This window comes from Saccharothrix sp. S26 (assembly GCF_021390395.1).
In the GTDB taxonomy this organism is placed as follows: domain Bacteria; phylum Actinomycetota; class Actinomycetes; order Mycobacteriales; family Pseudonocardiaceae; genus Actinosynnema.
The window spans coordinates 325,242-350,760 of sequence record NZ_JAJUWT010000007.1; the positions used below are offsets into that span (position 1 = coordinate 325,242).

Annotated in this window: 21 protein-coding genes and 1 pseudogene; 20 read left to right on the plus strand and 2 right to left on the minus strand. The window is 71.1% G+C overall.

The annotated features are described in order from the left end of the window. Positions 1 to 67 precede the first annotated feature (67 nt). The 19 genes from LZG04_RS14045 to LZG04_RS14135 all read left to right on the plus strand — a co-directional run bounded on the left by LZG04_RS14045 (position 68) and on the right by LZG04_RS14135 (position 21,766). Entirely contained in the window at positions 68 to 1,171 is a 1,104-nt protein-coding gene (locus LZG04_RS14045; RefSeq protein WP_233816884.1) for a glycosyltransferase family 1 protein, read from the plus strand. Next, complete coding sequence (locus LZG04_RS14050; RefSeq protein WP_233816886.1) at positions 1,168 to 2,277, plus strand: glycosyltransferase; 1,110 nt, start codon at positions 1,168 to 1,170, stop codon at positions 2,275 to 2,277. The genes LZG04_RS14045 and LZG04_RS14050 overlap by 4 nt, the downstream gene beginning before the upstream one ends. Positions 2,278 to 2,500: 223 nt before the next feature. Then, positions 2,501 to 3,199 (plus strand): demethylmenaquinone methyltransferase, encoded by a 699-nt coding sequence (locus LZG04_RS14055; RefSeq protein ID WP_233816888.1) that lies wholly within the window; start codon positions 2,501 to 2,503, stop codon positions 3,197 to 3,199. A gap of 96 nt (positions 3,200 to 3,295) precedes the next feature. Then, entirely contained in the window at positions 3,296 to 4,573 is a 1,278-nt protein-coding gene (locus LZG04_RS14060; RefSeq protein WP_233816890.1) for a geranylgeranyl reductase family protein, read from the plus strand. Between the two features lie 345 nt (positions 4,574 to 4,918). Next, on the plus strand, positions 4,919 to 5,284 hold the full coding sequence (locus LZG04_RS14065) for an NADH-quinone oxidoreductase subunit A (protein WP_053715312.1): 366 nt from the start codon (positions 4,919 to 4,921) through the stop codon (positions 5,282 to 5,284). Positions 5,285 to 5,298: 14 nt separating this feature from the next. Further along, positions 5,299 to 5,847 carry an NADH-quinone oxidoreductase subunit B family protein gene (locus tag LZG04_RS14070; RefSeq protein ID WP_106616888.1) on the plus strand — a complete coding sequence of 183 codons (549 nt, stop codon included), beginning with the start codon at positions 5,299 to 5,301 and terminating at the stop codon, positions 5,845 to 5,847. Positions 5,848 to 5,955: 108 nt separating this feature from the next. Further along, a complete protein-coding gene (locus LZG04_RS14075; RefSeq protein WP_233816953.1) occupies positions 5,956 to 6,654 on the plus strand; it encodes an NADH-quinone oxidoreductase subunit C in 699 nt (232 codons plus the stop codon). Next, positions 6,651 to 8,054: an NADH-quinone oxidoreductase subunit D gene (locus LZG04_RS14080; protein ID WP_233816892.1), complete on the plus strand. Its 1,404-nt coding sequence runs from the start codon at positions 6,651 to 6,653 to the stop codon at positions 8,052 to 8,054. Before LZG04_RS14075 ends, LZG04_RS14080 begins: the two co-directional genes overlap by 4 nt. Continuing rightward, entirely contained in the window at positions 8,051 to 8,836 is a 786-nt protein-coding gene (gene nuoE, locus LZG04_RS14085; RefSeq protein ID WP_233816894.1) for an NADH-quinone oxidoreductase subunit NuoE, read from the plus strand. Before LZG04_RS14080 ends, nuoE begins: the two co-directional genes overlap by 4 nt. A gap of 14 nt (positions 8,837 to 8,850) precedes the next feature. Continuing rightward, entirely contained in the window at positions 8,851 to 10,131 is a 1,281-nt protein-coding gene (nuoF, locus tag LZG04_RS14090; protein WP_233816896.1) for an NADH-quinone oxidoreductase subunit NuoF, read from the plus strand. Continuing rightward, positions 10,128 to 12,578 carry an NADH-quinone oxidoreductase subunit G gene (locus tag LZG04_RS14095; protein WP_233816898.1) on the plus strand — a complete coding sequence of 817 codons (2,451 nt, stop codon included), beginning with the start codon at positions 10,128 to 10,130 and terminating at the stop codon, positions 12,576 to 12,578. Before nuoF ends, LZG04_RS14095 begins: the two co-directional genes overlap by 4 nt. Next, positions 12,575 to 13,906 carry an NADH-quinone oxidoreductase subunit NuoH gene (gene nuoH, locus LZG04_RS14100; RefSeq protein WP_233816901.1) on the plus strand — a complete coding sequence of 444 codons (1,332 nt, stop codon included), beginning with the start codon at positions 12,575 to 12,577 and terminating at the stop codon, positions 13,904 to 13,906. The genes LZG04_RS14095 and nuoH overlap by 4 nt, the downstream gene beginning before the upstream one ends. Further along, the gene (gene nuoI, locus LZG04_RS14105) at positions 13,893 to 14,459 is read left to right on the plus strand and encodes an NADH-quinone oxidoreductase subunit NuoI (protein ID WP_233816903.1); all 567 of its coding nucleotides are present in this window, start codon (positions 13,893 to 13,895) and stop codon (positions 14,457 to 14,459) included. The genes nuoH and nuoI overlap by 14 nt, the downstream gene beginning before the upstream one ends. Continuing rightward, positions 14,456 to 15,298, plus strand: coding sequence for an NADH-quinone oxidoreductase subunit J (locus LZG04_RS14110; RefSeq protein ID WP_233816905.1), 843 nt, complete (start codon positions 14,456 to 14,458; stop codon positions 15,296 to 15,298). The genes nuoI and LZG04_RS14110 overlap by 4 nt, the downstream gene beginning before the upstream one ends. Next, on the plus strand, positions 15,295 to 15,594 hold the full coding sequence (gene nuoK / locus LZG04_RS14115; RefSeq protein WP_053715303.1) for an NADH-quinone oxidoreductase subunit NuoK: 300 nt from the start codon (positions 15,295 to 15,297) through the stop codon (positions 15,592 to 15,594). Before LZG04_RS14110 ends, nuoK begins: the two co-directional genes overlap by 4 nt. Positions 15,595 to 15,619: 25 nt before the next feature. After that, positions 15,620 to 17,575 carry an NADH-quinone oxidoreductase subunit L gene (gene nuoL / locus LZG04_RS14120; RefSeq protein WP_267936360.1) on the plus strand — a complete coding sequence of 652 codons (1,956 nt, stop codon included), beginning with the start codon at positions 15,620 to 15,622 and terminating at the stop codon, positions 17,573 to 17,575. Further along, a complete protein-coding gene (locus tag LZG04_RS14125; protein WP_233816907.1) occupies positions 17,572 to 19,134 on the plus strand; it encodes an NADH-quinone oxidoreductase subunit M in 1,563 nt (520 codons plus the stop codon). Before nuoL ends, LZG04_RS14125 begins: the two co-directional genes overlap by 4 nt. 1 nt (position 19,135) lies before the next feature. Further along, positions 19,136 to 20,743, plus strand: a complete 1,608-nt coding sequence (gene nuoN, locus LZG04_RS14130) for an NADH-quinone oxidoreductase subunit NuoN (protein WP_233816909.1) — start codon at positions 19,136 to 19,138, stop codon at positions 20,741 to 20,743. A gap of 21 nt (positions 20,744 to 20,764) precedes the next feature. Next, positions 20,765 to 21,766 (plus strand): polyprenyl synthetase family protein, encoded by a 1,002-nt coding sequence (locus tag LZG04_RS14135; RefSeq protein WP_374202817.1) that lies wholly within the window; start codon positions 20,765 to 20,767, stop codon positions 21,764 to 21,766. A 168-nt stretch (positions 21,767 to 21,934) separates the two neighbouring features. Here the strand turns inward: LZG04_RS14135 and rarD are convergent, their stop codons facing one another. Continuing rightward, positions 21,935 to 22,858: an EamA family transporter RarD gene (gene rarD, locus LZG04_RS14140; protein WP_233816911.1), complete on the minus strand. Its 924-nt coding sequence runs from the start codon at positions 22,856 to 22,858 to the stop codon at positions 21,935 to 21,937. Between the two features lie 198 nt (positions 22,859 to 23,056). Between rarD and LZG04_RS14145 the strand changes: the two genes are divergently transcribed. Beyond that, positions 23,057 to 25,036 carry a hypothetical protein gene (locus LZG04_RS14145; RefSeq protein WP_233816913.1) on the plus strand — a complete coding sequence of 660 codons (1,980 nt, stop codon included), beginning with the start codon at positions 23,057 to 23,059 and terminating at the stop codon, positions 25,034 to 25,036. Between the two features lie 85 nt (positions 25,037 to 25,121). On the opposite strand, the pseudogene LZG04_RS14150 reads toward LZG04_RS14145, so the two are convergent. After that, positions 25,122 to 25,519, minus strand: a pseudogene (locus LZG04_RS14150) (2-oxoacid:ferredoxin oxidoreductase subunit beta); the annotation flags it as partial.

Consider the following 25,519-nt stretch of genomic DNA (forward strand, 5'->3'; position numbering starts at 1 on the left):
GAGGAGTTCGGCGGGCGTTCGCCGAGGTGTCACGCCGCCGTGTCCTTCGCACCGCAGGGTGATCGGCGTGCGCGTAGCGATCGTCACCGAGAGCTTCCTCCCCCAGGTCAACGGGGTGACCAACTCCGTGCTGCGGGTGCTGGACCACCTGCGGGCGCACGGTCACCGGGCGCTGGTCGTCGCGCCGGGCGCGGGTGAAGACCACCATCGCGGCACGCCCGTCGTGCGGGTGCCGTCGGTGGACCTGCCGAGGTTCAGCTCGCTGCCCGTCGGGGTGCCCACGCGCAAGGTGCTGACCGCGCTGGCCGACTTCCGGCCGGACGTCGTGCACCTGGCGAGCCCGTTCGTGATGGGTGCGCGCGGCCTGTCCGCGGCACGCAAGCTCGGCGTCCCGACGGTCGCGGTCTACCAGACCGACATCGCCGGGTTCGCGGGCCACTACGGCCTCGGCCTCACCGCCCGCGCCGCGTGGCGGTGGACGCGTCGGCTGCACGCCCAGGCCGACCGCACGCTCGCGCCGTCGACGTGGGCCGTGGAGGCGCTGCGGGAGCACGGCGTGCCGCGCGTGCACCGGTGGGCACGCGGGGTGGACGTCGAGCTGTTCCACCCCTCCCGGCGGGACGACGCGTTGCGCGCCTCGCTCGCGCCGGGCGGTGAACTGCTGGTCGGCTACGTCGGCCGCTTGTCGCCGGAGAAGCGGGTGGACCGGCTCGCGGCGCTCGCGGACCTGCCGGGCGTGCGGCTGGTGGTGGTCGGCGAGGGACCGGAGGAGGCGCGGTTGCGGCGGGACCTGCCCGGCGCGGCGTTCCTCGGGTTCCGCAGCGGCGCGGACCTGGCCGCGGCCTACGCGAGCCTGGACGTGTTCGTGCACACCGGCCCGCACGAGACGTTCTGCCAGGCCGTGCAGGAGGCGTTGGCCAGCGGCGTGCCGGTGGTCGCGCCGGACGCGGGCGGGCCGCGCGACCTCGTGCGGCCGAACACCGGGTACCTGTTCTCCGACGACGAGCAGCTGCGGCGGGCCGTGGTCGAGCTGGGCGACCCGTTGCGCCGCCGCCAGTTCGGGCAGGCGGCCCGGCGCTGGGTGCGCGGGCGGACGTGGTCGGCGGTGTGCGACGAGCTGCTCGGCCACTACGCGGCCGTGCTGGACCTGCCGGAGCGCCGCGCGGCATGAGGATCGTCCAGTTGGCCAACTTCTACGGTCCGCGCTCGGGTGGGTTGCGCACGGCGTTGCACCACCTCGGCAGCGGTTACGCGGCCAACGGCCACCAGGTCACGCTGGTCGTGCCCGGTCCGGCGCACGCCGACGAGCGGTTGTCGCCGGGCGTGCGGCGGATCACGCTGCCCGCGCCGCGCATCCCCGGCGCGGGCGGGTACCGGGCGGTGGACCCGTGGCGCGTGCGGGCGCTGCTGGACCACCTGTCGCCGGACCGGCTGGAGGTGTCGGACCGGCTCACGTTGCGCGGGATGGGCCGGTGGGCGGCGGAGCGCGGCGTGCCCAGCGTGGTGATCTCGCACGAGCGGCTGGACCGGCTGCTGGAGCAGTTCCTGCTGCCCCCGCCGCTGGCCCGGCAGGGGGCGGACTGGGCGAACGCGCGGATGGCGGCGTCCTACGACACGGTGGTGTGCACGACGGAGTTCGCGCGGGAGGAGTTCGACCGGATCGGCGCGCGCAACGTGGCGCGCGTGCCGCTGGGCGTCGACCTGCGGACGTTCACCCCGACCCGGCACGACCGGTCGTTGAAGGCGGACCTCGCGCGGGGCGCGGACGCGCTGCTCGTGCACTGCGGGCGGTTGTCGCCGGAGAAGCACGTGGAGCGCAGCGTCGACACGGCGGCCGAGCTGCACGCGGCGGGGCACGACGTGCGGCTGGTGATCGCCGGTGACGGGCCGCGCCGCGAGGCGCTGGAACGCCGTGCCGCCGGGCTGCCGGTGACGTTCCTGGGCTTCGTCGACCGGCGTTCGGCCGTCGCCGACCTCCTCGCCTCGGCCGACGTCTCGCTCGCCCCCGGCCCGCACGAGACGTTCGGCCTGGCCGCTCTCGAGGCGTTGGCCTCCGGCACCCCGGTCGTCGTCTCCGCCTCGTCCGCGTTGCGCGAGATCGTCCAGCCGGGCTGCGGTGCCGCCGTGCCCGACCACGCCCCGGCGTTCGCGGGTGCCGTGACGGCCCTGCTGGACCACCCGGAGCCGACCCGCCGTTCCGCGGCCAGGGCCCGCGCCGAGCAGTACCCGTGGCAAGCCGCCGTCACGGGCATGCTGACCGCCCTGCGCGCCACCTGACCCCGCGCGAGTCCTACGTTCGCGTCGCGAGTGTCCTACGTTCAGAACACCCGAATTCAACGCTCAGAACACGCCGGTCGGTCCTGAGCGTTCAACTCGGGGGTTCTGAACGTAGGACTCTCGCGTTCTGAACGTAGGACTCACGCGTTCTGAACGTAGGACACTCGCGTTCTGAGCGTAGGACTCGCGCGCGGGGGGTGGGGGCGTCACTTAGGCTTCCGGCATGGCGCGTGCAGGTCTGGACAAGAACCCCCGCGAGGTCGCCGAGATGTTCGACGGCGTGGCCAGGGGCTACGACCGGACGAACTCGGTCATGACGCTCGGGTTCGACCGGCGCTGGCGCGAGTGGAGCAGGCGGGTGCTGGACGCCAGGCCCGGCGAGAAGGTGCTCGACCTCGCCGCCGGCACGGCGGTGTCCACGGTCGAGTACGCCGCGTCGGGCGCGTGGTGCGTGGCGGCCGACTTCTCGTTGGGGATGCTCCTGGGCGGCGCCCACCGACCGGTGCCGAAGGTCGCCGCCGACGCCCTGCGCCTGCCGTTCGCCGACGACTCGTTCGACGCCGTCACGGTGTCCTTCGGCCTGCGCAACTTCAACGACACCGAGGCCGCCCTGCGCGAGATGGCCCGCGTGGTCAAGCCCGGCGGGCGGCTCGTGGTGTGCGAGGTCTCCACGCCCACCTTCCGCCCTTTCCGCTTCGTCTACATGCGCTACCTGCTGCGCCTCCTGCCGCTCATCGCCCGGTTCGTGTCCTCCAACCCGGAGGCGTACTCCTACCTCGCCGAGTCCATGCGCACGTGGCCCGACCAGCGCGCGCTCGGCGAGATCGTGGCCCGCGCCGGCTGGGAGGACGTCGCCTGGATGAACCTCACCGGCGGCATGGTGGCGCTGCACCGCGGCACGAAGCCCGCACCGCCCGCCTAACGGGCCGCCCGCGCGGCGCGCCGAGCCCGCAAAGCCCTCAGCGACCCGCAAGTAGACTCGCGCTGGACTTTGTGAACACGGGCACAAGGAGCGGGGATGACGACTCCCAGCCGCCGCAAGGCAGGCGAGGACGCCGAGGTGATCGTGGTCGGTGCGGGGCCCGCGGGCTCCACCGCGGCCACCTACCTGGCACGCGCGGGCCTGGACGTGGTGCTGCTGGAGAAGAGCACCTTCCCCCGCGAGAAGGTGTGCGGCGACGGCCTGACCCCGCGCGGGGTCAAGCAGCTCATCGACCTCGGCATCGACACCCGCGAGGAAGCGGGCTGGCTGCACAACCGCGGCCTGCGCGTGGTCGGCGGCGGCGTCACGCTGGAGCTGGACTGGCCCGAGCTGGCCACGTTCCCGCCTTACGGCCTGGTGCGCCCGAGGCAGGACTTCGACGAGATGCTGGCGAACACCGCGGTCGCCGCGGGCGCGCGGATGCACCAGCAGACCACGGTCACGGGCGCGCTGGTCGAGCGCGGCCGCGTGGTGGGCGTGCAGGCCAAGCAGGGCCCGGGCAAGGAGCCGGTCACCTACCGCGCCCCGATCGTGCTGGCCTGCGACGGGGTGAGCGCCCGCCTGGCCCTCAGCGTCGGCATCCAGAAGGACGACGCCAAGCCGATGGGCGTGGCGGTCCGCCGCTACTACGCCAGCCCCCGCACGAAGGACGACTACCTGGAGTCGCACCTGGAGCTGTGGGACCGCGCCAACGACGTGCTGCTGCCCGGCTACGGCTGGATCTTCGGCATGGGCGACGGCACGGTGAACGTCGGCCTGGGCATCCTGAGCACCTCGAAGGCCTACGGCACCACGGACTACCGCGCGTTGCTCAAGAGCTGGCTGGACGGCACCCCGGAGGAGTGGGGTTTCCGCGAGGAGAACGCCACCGGCAAGATCGGCGGCGCGGCCCTGCCGATGGGGCTGAACCGCAAGCCGCACTACCGCGACGGCCTGCTGCTCGTCGGTGACGCGGGCGGCATGGTCAACCCGTTCAACGGCGAGGGCATCGGCTACGCGATGGAGTCGGCCCGGATCGCGGCCGAGACCGTGGTGCAGGCGCTGGCGCGTCAGGGCGCGAGCCGAGAGCGCGCGCTGCACGGCTACCCGGTGCGCATCGAGCAGGCCCTGGGCAGCTACTACCGGCTCGGCAACATCTTCAGCAAGCTCATCGGCAACCCCACTGTGATGCGCACGGCGACGAAGTACGGGCTGCCGCGCAAGACGCTGATGAGGCTGGTCCTGAAGCTCCTCGCGGGCCTTTACGACCCGAAGGACGGCGACTCGTTCGACCGCATCATCACCGCCGCGACGAAACTCGCCCCAACGGCGTAACGGCACTCCGCTAACCGACGCAGCACCGTCCTTCGGGACGGTGCTGTTTCGTTTTCGGTGTGGTCCCGTTCACGGATGGCTCGCCCAACTGTTGATCTGCACCGAAAAAGTGCAGGTCAGCGCCTATGGCAGGGGGGCTCGTCACGCCTGTGTGTGACGTTCTACACTGGCCCTCAGGTCTTGTGAATCACTTCACAACCGGCTGGGATGGCTTGTGAAGTGTTTCACAAGCGACCTGCGGATTGTTAGGCCCGCCTAACCTCCGGAGGCCGCAAGAACACCCTTTAGGGTGCGCAACGGTCAGCGGTGCACCACCACCGTGACGCGAGGAAAGGACGACGGAGAGTGCTGGACCCTTACCTCCCCCTCGTATTGATGTTCGTCCTCGCCGGGGCCTTCGCGCTGTTCTCGGTGACGGCCGCGCCGTACATCGGCCCGCGCCGCTACAACCGCGCGAAGCTCGACGCCTACGAGTGCGGCATCGAGCCGTCACCGCAACCCGTGGTGGGCGGCGGTCGCATGCCGGTCGCCTACTACCTCACGGCGATGCTGTTCATCCTGTTCGACATCGAAATGGTGTTCCTCTACCCGTTCGCGGTCTCCGCGGACCGGCTCGGCCTGTTCGGCCTGGTGGAGATCGCACTGTTCGTCGCGACGGTCGGCTTCGCGTACGCCTACGTGTGGCGTCGCGGCGGCCTCGACTGGAACTGAGGGGGAAGATCGAAGTGGGTCTCGAAGAGAAGCTCCCGAACGGCATCCTGCTCGCCAGCGTGGAGAAGCTGGTCAACTGGACCCGCAAGTCCTCGCTGTGGCCCGCCACCTTCGGCCTGGCGTGCTGCGCGATCGAGATGATGACCACCGGCGGCCCGCGCTACGACCTCGCGCGGTTCGGCATGGAGGTCTTCCGCGCCTCGCCGCGCCAGGCCGACCTGATGATCGTCGCGGGGCGGGTGACCAACAAGATGGCGCCGGTCCTGCGGCAGATCTACGACCAGATGCCGGAGCCGCGCTGGGTGCTCGCCATGGGCGTGTGCGCCTCCAGCGGCGGCATGTTCAACAACTACGCGGTCGTGCAGGGCGTGGACCACGTCGTGCCGGTCGACATGTACCTGCCGGGCTGCCCGCCGCGGCCGGAGATGCTGATCGACGCGATCCTCAAGATCCACGCGAAGATCATGGACGAGCCGCTGGGTGCGACCCGGGCCGCGGCGCTGGCCGAGTCGGGCCGCACCACGGACCTGATCCCGTCCTCCCAGCGCTTTGCGAAGAAGTGAGCGGCAATGCCAGATGAGACCAACGCCGGTCAGAACAGCGGCAAAGAGGTCGAGCAGGCCCCCGGCGCGGGCACTCCCGGCAACGGCGAGGCGCTCAGCTCGGCGAGCATGAGCGAGGCCGAGCACGAGGAGCACCTCGCGCACGGCGGCGTGGTCGCGGGCAAGGCGCGGCAGGGCATGTTCGGCATCTCCGGCACCGGCGACACCTCCGGTTTCGGCGGCCTGCGGCTGCCCGCCCACGTCGCCGCGCCGTCCGAGCGGCCCTTCGGCGGCTGGTTCGACGAGGTCGCCGACGAGCTGCTGGGCGCCCTCCGGGAACGCGGCCTGCCCGCCGACACGGTCCAGCAGATCACCGTGGACCGCGGCGAGATCACCTTCTACCTGCGCCGCGAGCACCTGGTCGACGTGGCCCGCATCCTGCGCGACGACCCGGCGCTGCGCTTCGAGCTGTGCAGCTCGGTGTCCGGTGTGGACTACGGCGCCGACGCGCCGCAGCGGCTGCACTCGGTCTACCACCTGACGTCGATGACCTACCGCCGGCGCATCCGGCTGGAGGTCGCGGTCGACGTGGACGACGCGCACATCCCCAGCGTGGTCTCGGTCTACCCGACCGCGGACTGGCAGGAGCGCGAGGCCTGGGACATGTTCGGCATCGTCTACGACGGCCACCCGGGGCTCACCCGGATCCTCATGCCGGACGACTGGGACGGCCACCCGCAGCGCAAGGACTACCCGCTCGGCGGCATCCCGGTGGAGTACAAGGGCGCGGAGATCCCCCCGCCAGACCAGAGGCGGTCCTACTCATGACCGAGCGTATTTCCGACGTGACCACCGGCACCGCCACCGACGGCGCCGGTCGGGACAGCGACTCCTACGAGGCCAACCGCACCACGTCGAACCCCGACGCGTACGCGGGTTCGCGCGAGACGACCGAGGGCACCGTCTACACGGTGACCGGCGGCGACTGGGACGAGGTGCTGGCCGAGGCCGCGGGTGACGAGCGCATCGTCATGAACCTGGGCCCGCAGCACCCCTCCACGCACGGCGTGCTGCGCCTGGTGCTGGAGCTGGAGGGCGAGACGGTCACCCAGGCCCGCAGCGTCATCGGCTACCTGCACACCGGCATCGAGAAGAACCTCGAGTACCGCAACTGGACCCAGGGCGTCACGTTCGTGACGCGCATGGACTACCTGGCCCCGCTGCACAACGAGGCCGCGTACTGCATGGCGGTCGAGAAGCTGCTCGGCGTCACCGTGCCGCAGCGGGCGCAGACGATCCGCGTGCTGCTCATGGAGCTCAACCGGATCAGCTCGCACCTGGTGGCGCTGGCCACCGGCGGCATGGAGCTGGGCGCGCTGACCGGCATGACCGCGGGCTTCCGCGAGCGCGAAGAGGTCCTGCACCTGCTGGAGTTCCTGACCGGCCTGCGGATGAACCACGCGTTCATCCGGCCCGGCGGCCTGGCGCAGGACCTGCCCGAGGGCGCGGAGCAGCGGATCAAGGACTTCATCGCGGTGATGGACTCCCGGCTGCCCGACTACGACAAGCTGCTCACCGGCCAGCCGATCTGGCGCAACCGCCTCGCGGGCATCGGCTACCTGCCGGTGGACGCGTGCCTCGCGCTGGGCATCACGGGTCCGATCCTGCGGTCCGCGGGCCTGCCGTGGGACCTGCGCAAGGTCGAGCCCTACAGCGGTTACGAGAACTACGAGTTCGACGTGCCCACGGCGAACGAGGCCGACTCGTTCGCCCGCTACCGGCTGCGGCTGGAGGAGATCCACCAGTCGCTGCGGATCGTCCGGCAGGCGGTGGACAACCTCACGCCCGGCCCGGTCATGGTGGAGGACGCCAAGATCGCGTGGCCCGCGCAGCTGACCATCGGCTCGGACGGCATGGGCAACTCGCTGGAGCACGTCCGCAAGATCATGGGCCAGTCCATGGAGTCCCTGATCCACCACTTCAAGCTGGTGACCGAGGGCTTCGCGGTGCCGCCGGGCCAGGTGTACGTGCCGATCGAGTCGCCGCGCGGCGAGCTGGGCTACCACATCGTCTCCGACGGCGGCACCCGGCCGATGCGCGTGCACGTGCGCGAACCCAGCTTCGTGAACCTCCAGTCGATGCCCGCGATGTGCGAGGGCGGCATGGTCGCCGACGTCATCGCGTCGGTGGCCTCTATCGACCCGGTGATGGGTGGTTGTGACCGATGAGCACTTCCGAAGAGGTCTACGAGGCCTCCGCGCTCGACCCCGTCGAGACTCGGCGGCTGGTGACGGAGAACGTCGCCGACACCGGTGTGTTCGACCAGTCGATCGTGGACAAGGCGCGGGCGATCATCGCGCGCTACCCGCAGTCCCGGTCGGCGCTGCTGCCGATGCTGCACCTGGTGCAGTCGGTCGAGGGGTACGTCAGCCAGGCCGGCATCACGTTCTGCGCCGACCAGCTCGACCTGACCAACGCCGAGGTCAGCGCGGTCGCGACGTTCTACACCATGTACAAGCGCCGCCCGTGCGGTGAGCACCTGGTGAGCGTCTGCACGAACACGCTGTGCGCCGCGCTCGGCGGTGACGCGATCTACGCCAAGCTCAAGGACCACCTGGGCGTGGGCCACGAGGAGACCGCGGGCGAGCCGGGCACGCCGGGCTCGATCACGCTGGAGCACGCCGAGTGCCTGGCGGCCTGCGACCTCGGCCCGGTGTTGCAGGTCAACTACGAGTACTTCGACAACCAGACGCCCGAGGGCGCGCTGGAGCTGGTGAAGTCCTTGCAGGTGGGGGAGAAGCCCCACCCGACGCGGGGTGCGCCGCTGACCGACTTCCGCCAGGCCGAGCTGCAACTGGCCGGGTTCTTCGAGGGCCGGGAGGCGGACCTGGACGGCCCGTCGGCCGCGCCGGAGACGGTGCGCGGGGCCAAGATCGCCGCGGAACGCGGTTGGACCGCGCCGGCCATGCCGGACAACGCGGAGTTCCCGCCGCTGCCGGAGAAGAAGTAGGTAGGGGAGCCGACGTGGTCGACAAGCTAACTCCCGTCCTCACCAAGCGCTGGCTGTCACCGCGCTCGTGGACGCTGAAGACCTACGAGCAGCTGGAGGGGTACACGGCGCTGCGCAAGGCGCTCAAGGCCCACCCGGACCAGCTGATCCAGCAGTGCAAGGACTCCGGGCTGCGCGGCCGCGGCGGCGCGGGCTTCCCGACCGGCATGAAGTGGGGCTTCATCCCGCAGAACGACGGCAAGCCGCACTACCTCGTCATCAACGCCGACGAGGGCGAGCCGGGCACCTGCAAGGACATCCCGCTGATGATGGCGGACCCGCACTCGCTGATCGAGGGCATCATCATCACCTCGTACGCGATCCGGGCGAACTTCGCCGCGATCTACGTGCGCGGCGAGGTGCTGCACGTGATCCGGCGGTTGCACGCGGCCGTGCGCGAGGCGTACGAGGCGGGCTACCTGGGCAAGGACATCCTCGGCTCGGGCTTCGACCTCGACGTGGTCGTGCACGCGGGCGCGGGCGCCTACATCTGCGGCGAGGAGACGGCGCTGCTGGACTCGCTGGAGGGCAAGCGCGGCCAGCCCCGGCTCAAGCCGCCGTTCCCGGCGACCGCCGGCCTGTACGCCTCGCCGACCGTGGTGAACAACGTCGAGACGATCGCCAGCGTGCCCTACATCGTCAACGGCGGCGCGGACTGGTTCCGCACCATGGGCCGCGAGCGCTCGCCGGGCCCGAAGATCTTCTCGCTGTCCGGCCACGTCGAGCGCCCCGGCCAGTACGAGGCCCCGATGGGCGTCACGCTGCGCGAGCTGCTCGACCTCGCGGGCGGCATGAAGGACGGCATCCCGCTGAAGTTCTGGACGCCGGGCGGCTCGTCCACCCCGCTGTTCACCGCCGACCACCTGGACGTGCCGCTGGACTTCGAGGGCGCGGCCGAGGCCGGTTCGATGCTGGGCACCACCGCGTTGCAGATCTTCAACGAGACGGTGTCCGTGCCGTGGGCGGTCATGAAGTGGACCGAGTTCTACAAGCACGAGTCGTGCGGCAAGTGCACGCCGTGCCGCGAGGGCACCTACTGGCTGGTCCAGATCCTGCAGCGGATGGTGCGCGGCGAGGGCACGGCGTCCGACATCGACACGCTGCTGGACGTCTGCGACAACATCCTGGGCCGCTCGTTCTGCGCCCTCGGTGACGGCGCGGTCAGCCCGATCACCAGCGGCATCAAGTACTTCAAGCACGAGTTCCTGGCCTTGTGCGACCAGAACTCACAGGTCCTGGCTGGAGCTAGCGCATGACGATCGCGCCTGAACAGAAGGCCGAGCTGGTGGTCCCCGAGGGCCACGTCAAGCTCGTCATCGACGGCCTGGAGGTCGTCGCGCCCAAGGGCGAGCTGCTGATCCGCACCGCGGAGCGGCTGGGCATCGTCGTGCCGCGCTTCTGCGACCACCCGCTGCTGGAGCCCGCGGGCGCCTGCCGGCAGTGCCTGGTCGAGGTGGAGATGGGCGGGCGGCCGATGCCGAAGCCGCAGGCCTCCTGCACCATGACCGTCGCCGACGGCATGGTGGTCAAGACCCAGCTGACCTCGCCGGTGGCGGACAAGGCGCAGCAAGGCGTGATGGAGCTGCTGCTCATCAACCACCCGCTGGACTGCCCGATCTGCGACAAGGGCGGCGAGTGCCCGTTGCAGAACCAGGCGCTGGCGCACGGCCGCGCGGACTCCCGGTTCCACGAGCACAAGCGGACGTTCCCGAAGCCGATCCCGATCTCGACGCAGGTGCTGCTGGACCGCGAGCGGTGCGTGCTGTGCCAGCGCTGCACGCGGTTCTCCGCGCAGATCGCCGGCGACCCGTTCATCGAGCTGCTGGAGCGCGGCGCGCAGCAGCAGATCGGCGTGGCGCAGGAGAAGCCGTTCCAGTCGTACTTCTCCGGCAACACCATCCAGATCTGCCCGGTGGGCGCGCTGACCAGCGCCGCGTACCGGTTCCGCGCCCGGCCGTTCGACCTGGTGTCGACCCCCGGCGTGTGCGAGCACTGCGCGTCCGGGTGCGCCACCCGCACCGACTGGCGGCGCGGCAAGGTGCAGCGCCGGCTGGCGGGCGACGACCCGCAGGTCAACGAGGAGTGGACCTGCGACAAGGGCCGCTTCGCCTTCACCTACGCGACCGCGGGCGACCGCATCCGCCGCCCGCTGGTGCGCGACGAGGCCAGCGGCGAGCTGCGCGAGTCGTCGTGGACCGAGGCGTTGCAGTACGCCGCCGAGGGCCTGGCGAAGGCGCGTGACGGCAAGGGCGTCGGCGTGCTGGCCGGTGGCCGCCTCACCGTCGAGGACGCCTACGCGTACTCGAAGTTCGCCCGGATCGCGCTGCGCACCAACGACGTCGACTTCCGCGCCCGCGCCCACTCGGCGGAGGAGCTGGAGTTCCTGACCAGCGCGGTCCTCGGCACGAACCCCGACAACGGTGGCGTCACGTACGCGGGCATCGAGTCCGCGCCCGCCGCGCTGCTGGTCGCGTTCGAGCCGGAGGAGGAGTCGCCGATCGTGTTCCTGCGGCTGCGCAAGGCGGCCCGCAAGAACCGGACGAAGGTCTACCACCTGGGCCAGTTCACGACGCCCGCGGTGGAGAAGACCAACGGCGTGCTGCTCGCGTGCGTGCCGGGCCAGGAGCCGTCGGCGCTCAACGCGCTGCCGGAGCACGCGGCCGACGTGGTCGAGGAGCTGGCCAAGCCCGGTTCGGTGATCCTGGTCGGCGAACGCGCCGCCGAGGTGCCCGGCCTGTTCTCCGCGGTCGCCGCGCTGGCCGAGCGGACGGGCGCGAAGGTGGCCTGGATCCCGCGCCGCGCCGGCGAGCGCGGTGCGCTGGAGGCGGGCCTGCTGCCGACGTTGCTGCCGGGTGGCCGCCTGGTGGGCGACGAGGCCGCCCGGGCCGAGGTCGAGCAGGCGTGGGGCCTGGCGGCGGGCGCGCTGCCCGTGAAGCCGGGCCGGGACACCGCGGGCATCCTGACCGCCGCCGCGAGCGGTGGGCTGGACGCGCTGGTGGTCGGCGGCGTCGACCCGTTCGACCTGCCGGACCCGGAGCTGGCCGAGCGCGCGCTGGACTTCACCGGTTTCGTGGTCAGCCTGGAGCTGCGGCACAGCGCGGTCACCGCGCACGCCGACGTGGTGCTCCCGGTCGCGCCCGCGGTCGAGAAGTCGGGCACCTACCTGAACTGGGAAGGCCGCCCGCGTGCCTTCGCCACCACGCTGGAGGGCACCGGCGCGCTGCCGGACGGCCGGGTGCTCGACACTCTGGCCGTGGAGATGGACGCGGACCTGTTCACCCAGACCCCGGCCGCCGCGGCGGCCGACCTGGCGCGGCTCGGTTCCGCGACGGTCACGGCGTCCGCGCCGACCGTCCCCGCGCCGCTGCTGACCCAGCCGAAGGCCGGGCAGGTCGTGCTGGCGACCTGGCGCAGGCTGCTGGACAACGGCTCGTTGCAGGACGACGAGCCGAACCTGGCGGGCACCGCGCGCCCGGTGGTGGCCAAGCTGTCCGCCGCCACCGCCGCGCACCTGGGTGTCGAACTCGGTGCCGAGATCACCGTCTCCACCGATCGGGGCGAGGTGGTGCTGCCCGTCGAGGCGGCCGACCTGCCCGACGGCGTCGTGTGGCTGCCCGGCAACTCGGGCCCGGTCACCGTGCGGCGCAACCTCGTCGCCGGCCACGGTTCCCTGGTGGCCGTCTCTAGCGGAGGCAAGGCATGAGCACGGCAGAACTCCTCGCCGACGATCCGCTCTGGCTGATCATCGTCAAGGTCGTGGCGATCTTCGCGTTCCTCGTGGTCATGACGCTGTTCATGATCAACTGGGAGCGCAAGGTCGTGGCCCGGATGCAGCAGCGCCCGGGACCGAACCGGGTCGGCCCCGGCGGGTGGCTGCAGTCCCTCGCCGACGGCCTCAAGCTCGCGTTCAAGGAGGACATCCGCCCGGTCCTGGCCGACAAGTGGGTGTTCTTCCTCGCGCCGGTGATCTCCACGATCCCCGCGTTCGTCGCCTTCTCCGTCATCCCGATCGGCGGCGAGGTCTCGATCTTCGGCGAGCGCACCGCGCTCCAGCTCGTCGACCTGCCGGTCGGCGTGCTGGTGGTGCTGGCCTGCTCCTCGCTCGGCGTGTACGGCATCGTGCTGTCGGGCTGGGCGTCCGGCTCGCCGTACCCGCTGCTGGGCGCGCTGCGCTCGGCCGCGCAGGTGATCTCCTACGAGATCGCGATGGGCCTGTCGATCATCGCGGTCGTCATGCACTCGCACTCGCTGTCCACCTCCGACATCGTCGAGGCGCAGAGCAGCGGCTGGTACTTCTACCTGCTGCCGGTCAGCTTCCTGATCTACGTGTGCTCGATGGTCGGCGAGACCAACCGCGCGCCGTTCGACCTCCCCGAGGCCGAGTCGGAGCTGGTCGGCGGCTTCCACACCGAGTACAGCTCGCTGAAGTTCGCGCTGTTCTTCCTCGCCGAGTACGTCAACATGGTGACCGTCTCGGCGCTGGCCACCACCCTGTTCCTGGGCGGCTGGCGGTTCCCGTTCGTCGGCGACGACCACCTGCTCAACAGCGGCTGGTTCGGCCTGCTGTGGTTCGTGCTCAAGACGCTGGGCTTCCTGTTCCTGTTCATCTGGCTGCGCGGCACGCTGCCCCGCCTGCGCTACGACCAGTTCATGCGGCTGGGCTGGAAGTTCCTGGTCCCGATCGCGCTGGTCTGGTTCGTCGCGGTGGCCTTCGCGCGCTACCTGCGCCAGGAGTGGGAGTCCGCGGGCGGGCTGGACACCAGCACGGCGCTGATCGTGATCGGCGCGTTCCTCGCGGTGGTGCTGGTGATCGCGTTCCTGCTGCCGGACAAGCGCGAGCAGCACGACCCCGACGCCGTGCCGGTCACCGGCGGCGGCTTCCCCGTGCCGCCGCTGGACCTCAAGGTGCCCAAGGCGCCGCCGCGCAGGCAGGTCCGGGTGGCCGAGCTGCCCGGCGCCGACGACCAGACGCAGGAACCGGCAGCGGTACCCGCAGCTTCACACAAGGAGGCCAGCGATGGGCGTGTTTGATCCCGTCAAGGGCTTCGGCGTCACCTTCGGCACGATGTTCAAGAAGGTCGTCACCGAGGAGTACCCCGAGGTCAAGAAGGTCACCGCGCCGCGGTTCCACGGCCGCCACCAGCTCAACCGGCACCCGGACGGGCTGGAGAAGTGCGTCGGCTGCGAGCTGTGCGCGTGGGCGTGCCCGGCGGACGCGATCTTCGTCGAGGGCGGCGACAACACCGAGGAGGAGCGCTACTCCCCGGGTGAGCGCTACGGCAAGGACTACCAGATCAACTACCTGCGGTGCATCGGCTGCGGCCTGTGCATCGAGGCGTGCCCGACCCGCTCGCTCACCATGACCAACGAGTACGAGCTGGCCGACGACAACCGGCAGAAGCTGATCTTCACCAAGGAGGACCTGCTCGCGCCCCTGCTGTCCGGCATGGAGCAGCCGCCGCACCCGATGCGGTTGGGCGAGAACGAGCAGGACTACTACGTGAACGGCCCGAAGCTGGCCCGCGAGGCGGGCGTGCCCGCCGGCGCGATCGTCGAGACCGGGCCCGAGGAGGCGGGCAAGTGAGCCTCTCGTTCCTGCTCCAGCAGCCCGACGAGGTCCAGCGCGTGGTCGACACCGTCACCACCGGCGAGGCGGTCGCGTTCTGGATCCTGGGTCCGCTGGCCCTCGCCGGCGCGCTGGGCATGCTGTTCGCGCGCAACGCCGTGCACTCGGCGTTGTGGCTGGTGCTCACCATGCTCAGCCTCGGCGTGCTCTACATGGTCCAGCAGGCGCCGTTCCTCGGCTTCGTGCAGATCATCGTCTACACCGGCGCGATCATGATGCTGTTCCTGTTCGTGCTGATGCTGGTCGGCCGGGACAGCTCCGACTCGGTGGTCGAGGTGCTGCGCGGCCAGCGGCTCGCCGCGGCGGTCATCGGCGTCGGCTTCGCGGGCCTCGTGGTCGCCTCGGTCGCCCGCGCGCTGACCGACGTGGAGCCCGCGGGCCTGGCGCAGCAGAACACGCAGAACGGCGGCAACGTCGCCAACATCGGCGAGGCGCTGTTCACCGACTACCTGTTCCCGTTCGAGCTGACGTCGGCGCTGCTGATCACCGCGGCCGTCGGCGCGATGGTGCTCGCGTTCACCTCGCGCACCGGCAAGGACGCCAAGAAGACCCAGCGCCAGCTGGTCGAGGAGCGCTTCCGCGGCGACCGCCCCGGCTCGCTGCCCGGCCCCGGCGTGTTCGCCACCGCCAACTCGGTGGCCACCCCCGCCCTGCTCCCGGACGGTTCGGTGGCGCCCGAGTCGCTGTCCGAGCTGATCGAGACGACCGCCAGGGAAACTCTCGAGGACGACGTCGCGGAGGTGTCCGGCACCGGGCACCAGCCCGACGCGCACGCGCTCAAGGGAGAGTCGTCGTGACCCCTACGTACTACCTGCTGCTGTCCGCGCTGCTGTTCAGCCTCGGCGCGGTCGGCGTGCTGGTGCGGCGCAACGCCATCGTGGTGTTCATGTGCGTGGAGCTGATGCTCAACGCGGTGAACCTCAGCCTGGTCACGTTCGCCCGCATCAACGGCGGGCTGGACGGCCAGGTGATGGCGTTCTTCGTGATGGTCGTCGCGGCGGCCGAGGTCGTGGTCGGTCTGACGATCATCATGGCGATCTTCAAGACGCGTCGCTCGGCCTCGGTCGACGACTCCAACCTGCTGAAGTACTGAGAGGTCGACGGTGACGACTCTGTCTATGCTCGACCCCGCGAGCGGGTCCTCGGGCGTGGTTGCCGCCAGCGGGATCGGGAGTCTCGCCTGGTTGTTGCTGGCCCTGCCGGCCTTCGGCGCGCTCGTGCTGCTCGTGGGCGGCAAGCGCACCGACAAGTGGGGCCACCTGCTGGGCTGCGCGACCGTGATCGCCGCGTTCGCGTACGGGGTCGCGCTGTTCCTCGACACGGTCGCGCTGGCCCCGGAGGCGCGCACCACCGAGGTGCACCTGTTCGACTGGATCCCGGTCGCCGCGCTGGACGTGGAGTTCGGGCTGCGGCTCGACCCGCTGTCGCTGACGTTCGTGCTGCTGATCACGGGTGTCGGCGCGCTGATCCACATCTACTCGATCGGCTACATGGCGCACGAGGCCGGGCGGCGGAAGTTCTTCGCCTACCTCAACCTCTTCGTCGCCGCGATGCTGCTGCTGGTGCTCGGCAACGGCTTCGTGACCCTGTACTTCGGCTGGGAGGGCGTGGGTCTCGCCTCCTACCTGCTCATCGGCTGGTACCAGTACAAGCCGGAGGCGGCGTCGGCCGCGAAGAAGGCGTTCCTGATGAACCGGGTCGGTGACCTGGGCCTGGCGATCGCCATCTTCATCATGTTCAAGGAGCTGGGCACCACCCAGTACGCCGAGGTGTTCGCCCGCGTCGGCGAGCTGTCGTCGGCCGAGGTGCTGGCCATCACGCTGTTGCTGCTGCTCGGCGCGTGCGGCAAGTCGGGCCAGTTCCCGCTCCAGGCGTGGTTGCCCGACGCCATGGCGGGCCCGACCCCGGTCTCCGCCCTGATCCACGCGGCCACGATGGTCACCGCGGGCGTCTACCTGATCGCCCGGTCGAACCCGATCTACAACCTGTCGGCGGACGGCCGCCTGGTCGTGATGATCATCGGCGGCTTCACGCTGCTGATCGGCTGCGTCATCGGCTGCGCCTACGACGACTTCAAGAAGGTGCTCGCCTACTCGACGGTCAGCCAGATCGGCTACATGATCCTGGCCGTCGGCCTCGGCCCCATCGGCTACGCGCTGGGCATCATGCACCTGCTCACGCACGGCTTCTTCAAGGCCGGGCTGTTCCTCGGCGCCGGCTCGGTCATGCACGGCATGAACGACGAGGGCAACATCCGCCGCATGGGCGGGCTGATGAAGAAGATGCCGATCACCTTCGTCACCTGGACGCTCGGCTACCTGGCCCTCATCGGCTTCCCGTTCCTGTCCGGCTACTTCTCCAAGGACGCCATCATCGCGGCGGCGTTCAGCATGGAGGGGTGGCGCGGCTGGGTCTTCGGCGGCGTGGCCGCCCTGGGGGCGGGCCTGACCGCGTTCTACATGACCCGCCTGTTCGTCCTGGTGTTCCTGGGCAAGCCCCGCTACACCGAGCTGCGCTCGGCGGACGGCCGCGAGTACCACCCGCACGAGTCGCCGGTGAGCATGACGCTGCCGATGATCGTGCTGGCGGTCGGCTCGGTCGGCGCCGGCTGGTTCTTCTCCTCCGGCCACAACCTGGCCGGCTGGCTCGCGCCGTCGCTGGGCGAGCTGCAGGAGCAGCACGGCGTGCTGTCCCACGGCGTGGTGAACATCCTGGTGCTGGCCCTGTCGGCGCTCGGCGCCGCGCTCGGCTTCCTGCTCTTCCTGCGCGGTGAGCAGCCGGTCGAACGGCCGGCGCGGGTGTCGTTCCCGGTCCGCGCCGCGCGTGCCGACCTGTACGGCAACGCGCTCAACGAGGCGCTGTTCGCGCGGCCGGGCACCTGGCTCACCCGCGCGCTGGTGTTCGTGGACAACAAGGGCGTCGACGGCCTGGTGAACGGGTCGGCGGCGCTGCTGGGCGGTAGCTCGGGCCGGTTGCGCAGGTTGCAGACCGGGTTCGTGCGCTCGTACGCGCTCTCCATGCTCCTGGGTGCGGTCTTCGTCCTGGGCGCGCTGCTGATGGTGAGGTTCTCGTGAGCTGGACGCTGATCGCGCTGCTCCTGCTGCCGCTCGTCGGCAGCCTGGTGGTGGCGTTCCTGCGGGGCAACGACCGGTTGGCCAAGACGGTCGCGCTGGCGTTCTCGCTGGCGGAGCTGGTGCTGGCGGTGCTGGCCTGGACGGCGTTCGACCCGGGCGGCGACCGGTTGCAGCTGACCAGCTCGGCCGACTGGATCCCGGCCTTCGGCGTGCACCTGTCGTTCGGCGTGGACGGCATCGCGCTGGTGATGATCGCGCTGATCGCGTTCCTGGTGCCGGTCGTCATCGGCGGCTCGTGGGCGGACAAGCTGCCCGAGGGCCGCAGCGCGGGCGGGTTCTTCGCGCTGCTGCTGGCCATGCAGACCGGCATGGTCGGCGTCTTCGCCGCCACCGACGTGTTCGTGTTCTACGTCTTCTTCGAGGCCGTGCTGGTCCCGATGTACTTCCTGATCGGCCGCTTCGGCGGGCCGAACCGGCAGTACGCGGCGATGAAGTTCTTCCTGTACTCGCTGCTCGGCGGCCTGATCATGCTGGCCTCGGTGATCGGCCTGTACGTGGTCAGCGCGGACAAGATCGGCCAGGGCACGTTCGACTGGGCGACGCTGGTCACGGTGACCCGCGACCTGCCGCTGTCCACCCAGATCTGGCTGTTCCTGGGCTTCTTCGTGGCGTTCGCGATCAAGGCGCCGCTGGTGCCGCTGCACACGTGGCTGCCCGACGCCGGTGCCGAGGCGCCGGTGGGCGCGGGCGTGCTGCTGGTCGGCATCCTGGACAAGATCGGCACGTTCGGCTTCCTGCGCTACTGCCTGCCGCTGTTCCCGGCGGCCAGCAAGGAACTCGCGCCGCTGGTGCTGGTCCTGGCCGTGATCGGCATCCTGTACGGCTCGCTGCTCGCCGTCGGCCAGTCCGACATGAAGCGGTTCGTGGCCTACACCTCGATCGCCCACTTCGGCTTCATCGCGCTCGGCATCTTCGCGTTCAGCTCGCAGGCGGGCGCGGGCGCGGTGCTGTACATGGTCAACCACGGCATCTCGACCGGCATGCTGTTCCTGGTCGTCGGCATGGTGATGGCCCGCGGCGGGTCGCGCCTGATCGAGGACTACGGCGGCATGGCCAAGCTCACCCCGGTGCTGGGCGGGTTGTTCTTCGTGGCCGGCCTGTCGTCGCTGGCGCTGCCGGGCACCAACTCGTTCGTGAGCGAGTTCCTGGTGCTCATCGGCTCCTACCCGAACGAGCCGGTCTACACCGTGCTGGCCGCCGTCGGCATGGTCCTGGCCGCGCTGTACGTCCTGTGGCTGTACCAGCGGGTGTTCCAGGGCCCGGTGCGCGGCACGGCGCTGCTCGACGCGGTCGGCGGCCCCGGCGCGGCGGTCGACCCGGAGCGCGCGTCGGTGCCGGACCTGAACAAGCGCGAACTGGCCGTGCTCGCGCCGCTGGTCGCACTGATCTTGGTGCTCGGCTTCTACCCGAAGCCGGTGTTGGACGTGATCACCCCGTCCGTCGGGGCGACGCTCAGCGAGGTCGGGGTGGCCGACCCGGTCGCGCAGGAAGGCAAGTGACGTGACGACGTTCCTCTCGCAGAACGTGGAACGGCTGCAAGCCCCGGAGATCGACTACGGGGCCGTCGCACCGTTGCTGATCGTGCTCGGCGCGGCCTGCCTCAGCGTGCTCTTGGAGGCGTTCCTGCCCAAGGCCCAGCGGTGGGCGGCGCAGGTCGTGCTGGTCCTGCTCACGCTCGCCGCCGCGGGTGCCGGGCTGGTGCTGTACGCGTCCGCGGACAGCACGCCCGACCAGGGCAAGCTGACCTTCTCGGGCACCCTCGCGGTCGACCGCCCGGTGATCTTCCTGTGGGGCACGCTGCTGCTGCTCGGCCTGGGCGCGGTGCTGCTCATCGCCGACCGGTCGGTCGAGCCGGGCGGCGCGTTCGTCGCCGACGCCTCGATCCTGCCCGGCCAGGGCTCGCAGGTGCACCCGGGCCCCGGCGCCACGGCCGTGCAGACCAGGGCGCAGGCGAGCCGCTTCGGCATGCAGACCGAGGTGTTCCCGCTGACGCTGTTCGCGCTCGGCGGCATGATGGTCTTCGTCGCGGCGAACGACCTGCTCACCATGTTCATCGCGCTGGAAGTGCTGTCGCTGCCGCTGTACCTGATGTGCGGCCTGGCCCGCCGTCGCCGCCTGCTGTCGCAGGAGGCCGCGGTGAAGTACTTCCTGCTCGGCGCGTTCGCGTCGGCGTTCTTCCTGTACGGCGTGGCCCTGCTGTACGGCTTCGCGGGCTCGGTGAAGCTGTCCGACATCGCCAACGCCACCACGGCCACCGACCGGTCCGACACGCTGCTCTACGCGGGCTTCGGCCTGCTGGTCGTCGGCCTGCTGTTCAAGGCGTCCGTCGGCCCGTTCCACGCGTGGACGCCCGACGTCTACCAGGGCTCGCCCACGCCGGTGACGGCGTTCATGGCGGCGTGCACGAAGGTCGCCGCGTTCGGCGGCATCCTGCGCGTGCTGTACGGCGCGTTCGAGCGGTCGAGCTGGGAGTGGAACGGCGTCCTGTGGGGCGTGGCCGTGGTCTCCATGGTCATCGGCGCGGTGCTCGGCCTCACCCAGACCGACGTGAAGCGGATGATCGCGTACTCGTCGGTCGCGCACGCGGGCTTCCTGCTGGTCGGCGCGATCTCGCTGAACGACCAGGGCCTGTCCGGCACGATGTTCTACCTGATGGCGTACGGCTTCACCACGATCGCCGCGTTCGGCATCGTCAGCCTGGTCCGCAACGGTGACGGCGAGGCCACCCACCTGTCCCAGTGGGCCGGGTTGGCCAAGCGGTCGCCGGTGGTCGCGGGCGTGTTCACGTTCCTGCTGCTCGCGCTCGCCGGCCTGCCGCTGACCAGCGGTTTCGTCGGCAAGTTCGTGGTGTTCGCGGCGGCGGTCGAGGCCGACATGGTGCCGCTGGTCCTGATCGCCCTGGTGGCGTCGGCGGTGGCGGCGTTCTTCTACCTGCGGGTGATCGTGCTGATGTACTTCAGCGAGCCCGCGCCGGACGGCCCGACGGTCAGCGTGCCCGGCGCGTTCACCACGGTGGCCATCACCCTGGGTGCGGCGGTCACCCTCGTGCTCGGCGTCTTCCCGTCGTTCGCGCTCGATTGGGCGGGTGCCGGCGCGTTCATCTTCTAGTGGTACGTAGGCTCTGTAGCCGTGACCAGTAGCGAGCGGGCGGGGACGGGGTTCCGGTTTGCGGACCCCGTGCTCGCGGAGGTGGTTCAGGACGGGCTGGCCGAGGTGGAAGAGCTCTTGCACAAGGTCGTGCAGAGCGAGTTCCACCCGGTGATGGAGACGTCCCTGCACCTGGTGAGCGCGGGCGGCAAGCGCATCCGCCCGCTGTTCACCATCCTGTCCGCCCAGTTCGGCGGCTCGTGGGACCGGCAGAGCGTGATCAAGGCGGCGGCGGTCGTCGAGCTGACCCACCTCGCCACGCTCTACCACGACGACGTGATGGACGAGGCCACCATGCGCCGCGGTGCGGCGTCGGCCAACGCCAAGTGGGACAACAGCATCGCGATCCTGACCGGCGACTACCTGTTCGCGCACGCGTCGGCGCTGGTCGCGGACCTCGGCACGGGTGCGGCGCGGATCATCGCGGAGACGTTCTCCGAGCTGGTGACCGGCCAGATGCGCGAGACGATGGGCCCGCGCGCGGGTGAGGACCCGGTGTCGCACTACCTGACCACGATCGCGGAGAAGACCGGGTCGCTGATCGCCACCGCCGCCCGGTTCGGCGCGATGTTCTCCGACGTGACGCCGGAGCAGGTGGAGGCGCTGCGGTCGTACGGCGAGGTCATCGGGGCGGCGTTCCAGATCTCCGACGACGTCATCGACATCGCCTCGCCGTCGGAGGAGTCGGGCAAGACGCCGGGCACGGACCTGCGCGAGGGCGTGAAGACGCTGCCCATGCTGTACGCGCTGGAGGACGAGCCGGACTCGCGCCTGGCCAAGCTCCTGGCGGGCCCGATCGCCGACGACGCCGAGGTCGACGAGGCCCTGTCCCTGCTGCGCGCCTCGTCGGGCCTGCAACGCGCCCGCCAGACCCTGGACGACTACGCCGCCCGCGCCCGCGCCACCCTCCGCGTCCTGCCCGCCGGCACCGCGCGCGACGCCCTGGAGTCGGTCTCCGACTACGTCGTCACCCGCTCCCACTAACCCGAGAGTCCTACCTCCAGCCCGCGTGAGTCCTACGTTCAGAACGCGCGTGTCCTACGTTCGCGTACCCCGAGTTGAACGCTCAGAACAGCCACGGCTCGTCCTGAGCGTTCAACTCGGGTGTTCTGAGCGTTGGACTCACGCGGCGTGAACGTAGGACTCTCGAGGTCAGGGGAGGTCGGAGACGGGGAGGCGGCGACGGGTGCGGACGGCGTCCGCGGTGAAGACCAGCAGCGCCAGCCAGACCAGGGCGAAGCCGAACCAGCGGGACGCGGGCATCGGCTCCCGCATCACGAACACGCCCCACGCGAACTGCAGCACGGGCGCGAGGTACTGCAGCATCCCCATGGTCACCAGCGGCACGAGGCGCGCACCCGCGCCGAACAGGATCAGCGGGATCGCGGTGACGACCCCCGCCGACGCCAGCCACAGCGCGTGCCCCCAGCCGCCCGAGTGGAACGTGCCCGCCGGCCCGAGCCAGATCAGGTAACCGACCGCGATCGGCGCGAGCACGAGGCTCTCCGCGGTGAGGCTGGCCGTCGCGTCCAGCGGCACGGTCTTCTTCAGCAGCCCGTACACGCCGAACGAGCACGCCAGCGCCAGCGAGATCCACGGCAGCCTGCCGTAGTCCACCGCCAGCACCACCACGGCCGCCACCGCGATCGCCAGCGCCGCGTACTGCGGCACGCGCAGCCGCTCCCGCAGCACGACCACCCCGAGCAGCACGCTGACCAGCGGGTTGATGAAGTACCCGAGCGCGGCCTCCACGACGTGCTCGGTGTTCACCGCGTGGATGTAGACGCCCCAGTTGACCGCGATGAGCACGGACGCCGCCGCCACCATCGCCCACCCGCGCGCCGAGAGCCGCCGGATGCCCGCCCAACGGCCCAGCACCGCCGTGAGGATCGCCATCACGACCAGCGACCACGCGATCCGGTGCGCCAGGATCTCCACCGACCCGGCCGGCTGCAACAGCGGCCAGTAGGCGGGCACGATGCCCCAGATGAAGTAGGCCCCGACGCCGAACGCCATCCCCCGGTTCGTGCGGTCGACGTCCTTCGCGGCGGTGGAGGCGTTGGTCAACGGAGGCACACGGCCTACTCTACGCCGACCGTTTTGGCTGGTCAGTTGCTCCGAGTGGCCTACTATCGAACCCTGCTCCCAGGTCCGGCCGGCCCCACGCGCCAGAGCCCGGGGTCAGGGTAGTTTTGCACCGCTTCCCCTACCGGGTGAAGGTCCGGGGACGGAGCGTGTCGGGGTGTGTGACAAGCAGCAGTGGGAGGGTCTCCCGTGAGTTCGCTCTTCGGGCAGGTGTGGCTGTGGAGCCTGCTGTCCTTCGTGGCAGGCGCCGCCCTCACCTGGCTCGTCCTGGTGCGTCCGGCCAAGAAGGAGCTGGAGGACCTGGAGGAACGCCTCCTCACGTCGCCGCGGCCCGGGTCCGGCTCGTCCACGGCCGGTGCGGCGGGCTCCGTCACGCCGAAGGCCGAGACGGGTGACGAGTTCGACAACTGGCACGTCGAGGCGTCCCGCTCGCTGGCCGACGAGGTGCTGACCCCCGAGCCCGCGCGCCACGAGGTCGCCGCCGAGCGCCCCCGGTCCGAGCCGGCCCGCTACGACGTGGGCACCATGAAGCTCGACGAGCGCGACTCGCTGCTGGAGGAGTTGGACGACGAGCACCGGCCGCTGTCCGACTTCGAGGAGCAGCACGACTTCCCCGAGCACGACGCCGAGCCGCCGCGCAGCCTGTTCGAGCGGCTCGGCCCCGGCGGCGACACCCGCGAGACGCTGGAGCCCCGGCCGCGGTCCTACGCGCCGGACGACGAGCCGGAGCTGCCCGCCGAGGCGACCACGCACCTGATGCCCGCGGTGCCCGCCGGCCCGGTCGCCGAGGTCGCGCCGCGCCAGGAGGAGCCGACGGCGCCGCCGGAGGTGGAGGCGTTCCAGCCGCGCGAGGTGTGGCGCGAGGAGCCGGTCAAGGAGGTCTACGACGAGGACGTGGACACCGCCGGCCACGAGGAGGAGGACGAGCCGGAACGCAGGCCCGGCCCGACCGAGCGGACGACGCTGATCCCGGCCACCGCGCTGGCGCAGGCCATCGCCGAGGTGGACGGGGAGCGGCGGCGGGCCGAGGAGCCCGAGCAGCAGGTGTGGCCGGAGCACGACCTGACCGGCCACTTCGCCCCGGTGGACGTCGAGTCGGCCCGCGGCGAGCTGTCCGAGCCGACCCCCGCGCCGACCACGAGCCCCACGCCGAGCGACGAGGCGTTCCTCAACGACCTGGCCCGGCAGCAGGAGGGCCGCCTGGACGACGTGCGTCACGCCGCACCGGCCGCCCAGTCCCGAGAGGAGGGCCCCCGGACCGAGGTCATCCGCGCCGTGGTCGACCCCCACCAGGCGGAGCCCGAGCCGCAACCCGAGCCGCAGCCGGAACCCGAGCCGCAGCCGGAGCCCGCCCGTGCCGCCGAGCCTGAGCCCGAACCGGAGCCGGAGGTCGCCGAGCCGCCCGCGTTCGAGCCCACGTTCGTGCCGCTCGAAACCGACGAGCCCCGGCCCGCCGAGCACCGCGCCGAGGAGCCCGAGGAGACCGAGGAGCACAGGCCGGAACCCCCGGCGTTCGAGCCGACGTTCGTCCCGCAGTCCGCCGACCAGCCGCTGCCGGCACGGCAGGCCGAGCCCAAGGCCGCCAAGCCCGAGCCGAAGAAGGACGAGCCGGCCCGCCCGCGCAGCCTGTTCGAGCCGCTGGAGGACGACGAGCAGGAGCTGGAGTCGGGGCAGACCCGCCCGGTCCCGCCGCCGTCGTCGGGCAACGACCAGCCGTTCGTGCCCACGCTCGCCCCCGAGCTGCTGGCCGGCAACCCCGTGCCGATGAACCCGACCGGGCTGCCGCAGCGCCCCACCCGCGCGGCGGGCACCCCGCGCGTGCCACCTCCCGTCACGCCCGCGCCGAAGCCGGTCACGCCGCCGCCACCGCGCCCGGTGCGCCCGCGCCCGGTCGGGTTCAGCCCGAGCACCGGCGGCAGGCCCGCGCCCGGCAGCACCCGCTTCCAGGGCCAGCAGGAGGGCTTCAACCCGCGCTCGCCGTTCGGCCCCGGTTCGGTGCTGCCGAAGTCCGACGGCTTGGCACCCGCGCCGGAGTTCCAGGTCAAGGCGACCCTGACCGGCCGCCGCTACTTCACCGCCGAGTCGGCGAACTTCCGCGAGACCCGCGCCGACGTCTGGTTCCGCACGACCGCGGACGCGGAGAAGGCGGGCTTCCGCCAGGCTCCGTAGAAGCTCTTCCCTGGGGAGGGAAAGCGTGAGGACCCCCTGTTCCGGGAGGCGGAACAGGGGGTCCTCGCGTTGTCGGGCGTGAGGGCTAGCTCACGGTCCAGGTGTCCTTGCCGTGCAGCAGCGCGCGCAGGTCCGCGGGCTTCGCGGCCTTGGCCTGCTCCACCTGCGCCCGCGCCGCGTCGTCGTACGTGGTGCGGTTGACGTTGCGGAACACGCCGGTGACGGTGTGCTGGAGGTCCTGGGTCGACAGGCGCGACAGCGCGAACGACAGGTTGAGGTCCGACGCGTCGTGGACGACGACGTCCTGGGGGGAGACGTCCGCGGTCTTGGCCACGGCCAGGCCGAAGCCGTCCCGCACCACGGCGAACTCGCCGTTGCCGAACGTGATGGGTTGCCCGTCGATTACGTTGATGATGCGGCGGGCGGCCTCGTCGGAGTCCTTGAGCACGTCGAACGCGCCGTCGTTGAAGATCGGGCAGTTCT